The 3,534-nt window shown below is 62.1% G+C and carries 5 protein-coding genes; all 5 read left to right on the forward strand.

Features of this window, described 5'->3' with window-relative positions; all coding sequences use genetic code 11:
• A partial coding sequence (locus KUO17_RS26285) for a cbb3-type cytochrome c oxidase subunit II (RefSeq protein WP_217978463.1) occupies positions 1-219 on the forward strand: 219 nt, incomplete at its 5' end.
• 5 nt (positions 220-224) lie between these two features.
• Entirely contained in the window at positions 225-422 is a 198-nt protein-coding gene (locus KUO17_RS26290) for a cbb3-type cytochrome oxidase subunit 3 (RefSeq protein WP_217978464.1), read from the forward strand.
• Positions 419-1,354: a cytochrome-c oxidase, cbb3-type subunit III gene (gene ccoP, locus KUO17_RS26295; protein ID WP_217978465.1), complete on the forward strand. Its 936-nt coding sequence runs from the start codon at positions 419-421 to the stop codon at positions 1,352-1,354. Before KUO17_RS26290 ends, ccoP begins: the two co-directional genes overlap by 4 nt.
• A gap of 490 nt (positions 1,355-1,844) precedes the next feature.
• The gene (ccoN, locus tag KUO17_RS26300; RefSeq protein WP_217978466.1) at positions 1,845-3,287 is read left to right on the forward strand and encodes a cytochrome-c oxidase, cbb3-type subunit I; all 1,443 of its coding nucleotides are present in this window, start codon (positions 1,845-1,847) and stop codon (positions 3,285-3,287) included.
• Positions 3,287-3,534 (forward strand): cbb3-type cytochrome c oxidase subunit II (locus KUO17_RS26305; protein ID WP_217978467.1); only part of this gene is annotated, 248 nt, incomplete at its 3' end. The genes ccoN and KUO17_RS26305, both read left to right, overlap by 1 nt.

The raw sequence follows: 3,534 nt of genomic DNA on the forward strand, positions 1-3,534 counted from the left end.
GTGCCCGAGTCGAAGATGCCAGCCTACCCGTGGCTTGTGGCCAACCAGGTCGACAGTAACCACACCGAGACCAAGCTGCGCGTGATGCGCACCCTGGGCGTGCCTTACAGCGACGACGACATTGCCGGCGCCGTGGCCTCGCTCAAGGGCAAGTCCGAGATGGACGCGCTGGTCGCCTACCTGCAGGTGCTCGGCACCGCGATCAAGAACAAGAGGTAAGCGCCATGGACTTCACACTGGATATCGGCCAGTTGCGTGGCCTGGGCACCCTGCTGGTGGCCATCGCCTTCATCGGCCTGGCGCTGTGGGTGTTCAGCGGCCGGCGTGACCGCGAGTTCGCCGAAGCGAGCCTGCTGCCGTTCGCCGACGAGCACGCTGCGCCTACCGCCAAAGAATCCGAATCGAGGAGTAACGGGCAATGACCACCTTCTGGAGTACGTACATCTGCGTACTGACCATCGGTAGCCTGATCGGCCTGACCTGGCTGCTGCTCAGCACGCGCAAGGGCGAAAGCAAGGGCACCACCGACCAGACCATGGGCCACAGCTTCGATGGCATCGAGGAGTACGACAACCCGCTGCCCAAGTGGTGGTTCTGGCTGTTCGTCGGCACCCTGGTGTTCTCGGTCGGCTACCTGATCCTGTACCCGGGCCTGGGCAACTGGAAAGGCATCCTGCCCGGTTACCAGGACGGCTGGACCGGGACCAACGAGTGGCAAAAGGAAATGGAACGGGCCGACGCCAAGTTCGGGCCGATCTTCGCCAAGTTCGCCGCCATGCCGGTGGAGGAAGTGGCCAAGGACCCGCAAGCGCTGAAAATGGGCGGCCGCCTGTTCGCCTCCAACTGTTCGGTGTGCCACGGCTCGGACGCCAAGGGCGCCTACGGCTTTCCCAACCTGACCGACAACGACTGGCGCTGGGGCGGTGACCCGGACACCATCAAGGCCTCGATCATGGGCGGGCGCCACGGCGTGATGCCGGCCTGGGCCGAAGTGATCGGCGAACAGGGTGTGGCCGATGTGGCCGGGTTCGTGCTGAGCAAGCTCGATGGCCGTCAACTGCCCAAGGAGGCCAAGGCCGACGTGGCCAATGGCGAGAAACTCTTCGCCACCAACTGCGTGGCCTGCCACGGCCCTGAAGGCAAAGGCACCCCGGCCATGGGCGCACCCGACCTGACCCACCCGCAGGCGTTCATCTACGGTTCCAGCTTCGCCCAACTGCAGCAGACCATCCGTTACGGCCGCCAGGGCCAGATGCCAGCACAGCAGGACATCCAGGGCAACGACAAGGTCCACCTGCTGGCAGCCTATGTCTACAGCCTGTCGCAACCCGCCGAAACTGTCACTGCCAAGTGAAACGATCGTGTAACTGAGCCTTGACTAAAACCGCCGCATCAACCTGGGTGCGGCGGTTCCCCGCGCCCCTTGCGACCAAGTGTCGCACCCCGCCGCCGCCCCGCCTTGCACCCCCTCCGATCAAGACTAAGCTTGTTGCCACAGTGGCTTGAAGCGTTGCAGCTGCATGCACCTTTTTGGCGCACCTTCATTCCCCGAGCCACCACCAAAGGCTGACCAAACCCGGCCCAAGTGCCAATTGCCTGCCCTGACCACGCAGAACGATAGTGCTCAAGCCGCTGGAAGCGTGCACAAACAAAGGCGGAAAATGGTGCACATAAATGCGTTATGATTGTGTACAATTTGCACCGCCAATCGGCTGGAAACGCCGTAAAATCGGCCTCGGCAAGGTGTCGCGCGGTTTCCATCGCGTTGCAATAACCACACGGTTTATACATACTTGCGCCGATTTTTTAACCAACAAAAACACTCCAAACCGTGGAACCTTAGAATGAGCACAGCAATCAGTCCGACTGCTTATAACTATAAGGTCGTCCGCCAGTTCGCCATCATGACGGTGGTCTGGGGGATCCTTGGCATGGGCCTCGGTGTCTTCATCGCCTCGCAACTGGTCTGGCCCCAGCTCAACCTGGACCTGCCGTGGACGAGCTTTGGACGCCTGCGCCCGCTGCACACCAACCTGGTGATCTTCGCCTTCGGTGGTTGTGCACTGTTTGCCACTTCCTACTATGTCGTGCAGCGAACCTGCCAGACGCGACTGATCTCCGACAGCCTCGCGGCCTTCACCTTCTGGGGTTGGCAGGCGGTGATCGTCGGCGCGCTGGTGACCTTGCCGCTGGGCTACACCACGACCAAGGAATACGCAGAGCTGGAATGGCCCATCGCCATTTTGCTGGCCATTGTCTGGGTGACCTACGGTGCGGTGTTCTTCGGCACCATCGTCAAGCGCAAGACCAAGCACATCTATGTGGGCAACTGGTTCTACGGGGCCTTCATCGTGGTTACCGCGATGCTGCACATCGTCAACCACGCCTCCTTGCCGGTCAGCCTGTTCAAGTCGTACTCGGCCTATTCGGGGGCGACCGACGCCATGATCCAGTGGTGGTACGGCCACAACGCCGTGGGTTTCTTCCTGACCACGGGCTTCCTGGGCATGATGTACTACTTCGTGCCCAAGCAGGCCGAACGCCCGATCTACTCGTATCGCCTGTCGATCGTGCATTTCTGGGCGCTGATCACCCTGTACATCTGGGCCGGCCCCCACCACCTGCACTACACCGCCCTGCCCGACTGGGCGCAATCGCTGGGCATGGCCATGTCGATCATCCTGCTGGCCCCCAGCTGGGGCGGTATGATCAACGGCATGATGACCCTTTCGGGCGCCTGGCATAAGCTGCGCACCGACCCGATCCTGCGCTTCTTGGTGGTATCGCTGGCGTTCTACGGCATGTCGACCTTCGAAGGCCCGATGATGGCGATCAAGACCGTCAACTCGCTGTCGCACTACACCGACTGGACCATCGGCCACGTACACGCCGGCGCCCTGGGCTGGGTAGCGATGATCTCGATCGGCGCGCTGTACCACATGATCCCGAAAATCTACGGCCGTGCGCAGATGCACAGCACCGGCCTGATCAACGCGCACTTCTGGCTGGCCACCATCGGCACCGTGCTCTACATCGCCTCGATGTGGGTCAACGGCATTACCCAGGGCCTGATGTGGCGCGCCATCAACGACGACGGCACCCTCACCTATTCCTTCGTCGAAGCGCTGCAGGCCAGCCACCCGGGCTTCATCGTGCGTGCACTGGGCGGTGCGTTCTTCGCCTCCGGCATGCTGCTGATGGCCTACAACGTATGGCGCACCGTACGCGCCTCGCAGCCGGCCGAAGCTGAAGCCGCCGCTCAGATCGCTGTCGTTGGAGCTCACTGATGAAGCATGAAGTAGTCGAGAAGAACATCGGCCTGCTGGCCTTCTTCATGGTCATCGCCGTGAGCATCGGCGGCCTGACCCAGATCGTCCCGCTGTTTTTCCAGGACGTCACCAACAAGCCGGTCGAGGGCATGAAGCCACGCGTCGCCCTGGAGCTGGAGGGGCGCGACATCTACATCCGTGAAGGCTGCGTGCAGTGCCACTCGCAGATGATCCGCCCGTTCCGCGCCGAAACCGAACGCTACGG

The organism is Pseudomonas aegrilactucae, assembly GCF_019168305.1.
Lineage (GTDB): Bacteria > Pseudomonadota > Gammaproteobacteria > Pseudomonadales > Pseudomonadaceae > Aquipseudomonas > Aquipseudomonas aegrilactucae.

Excerpts from the sequence above, each read along its gene's own strand:
- KUO17_RS26290 (WP_217978464.1), top strand. The coding sequence starts at position 225 with ATGGACTTCACACTGGATATCGGCCAGTTGCGTGGCCTGGGCACCCTG.
- ccoP (WP_217978465.1), top strand. The coding sequence starts at position 419 with ATGACCACCTTCTGGAGTACGTACATCTGCGTACTGACCATCGGTAGC.
- ccoN (WP_217978466.1), top strand. The coding sequence starts at position 1,845 with ATGAGCACAGCAATCAGTCCGACTGCTTATAACTATAAGGTCGTCCGC.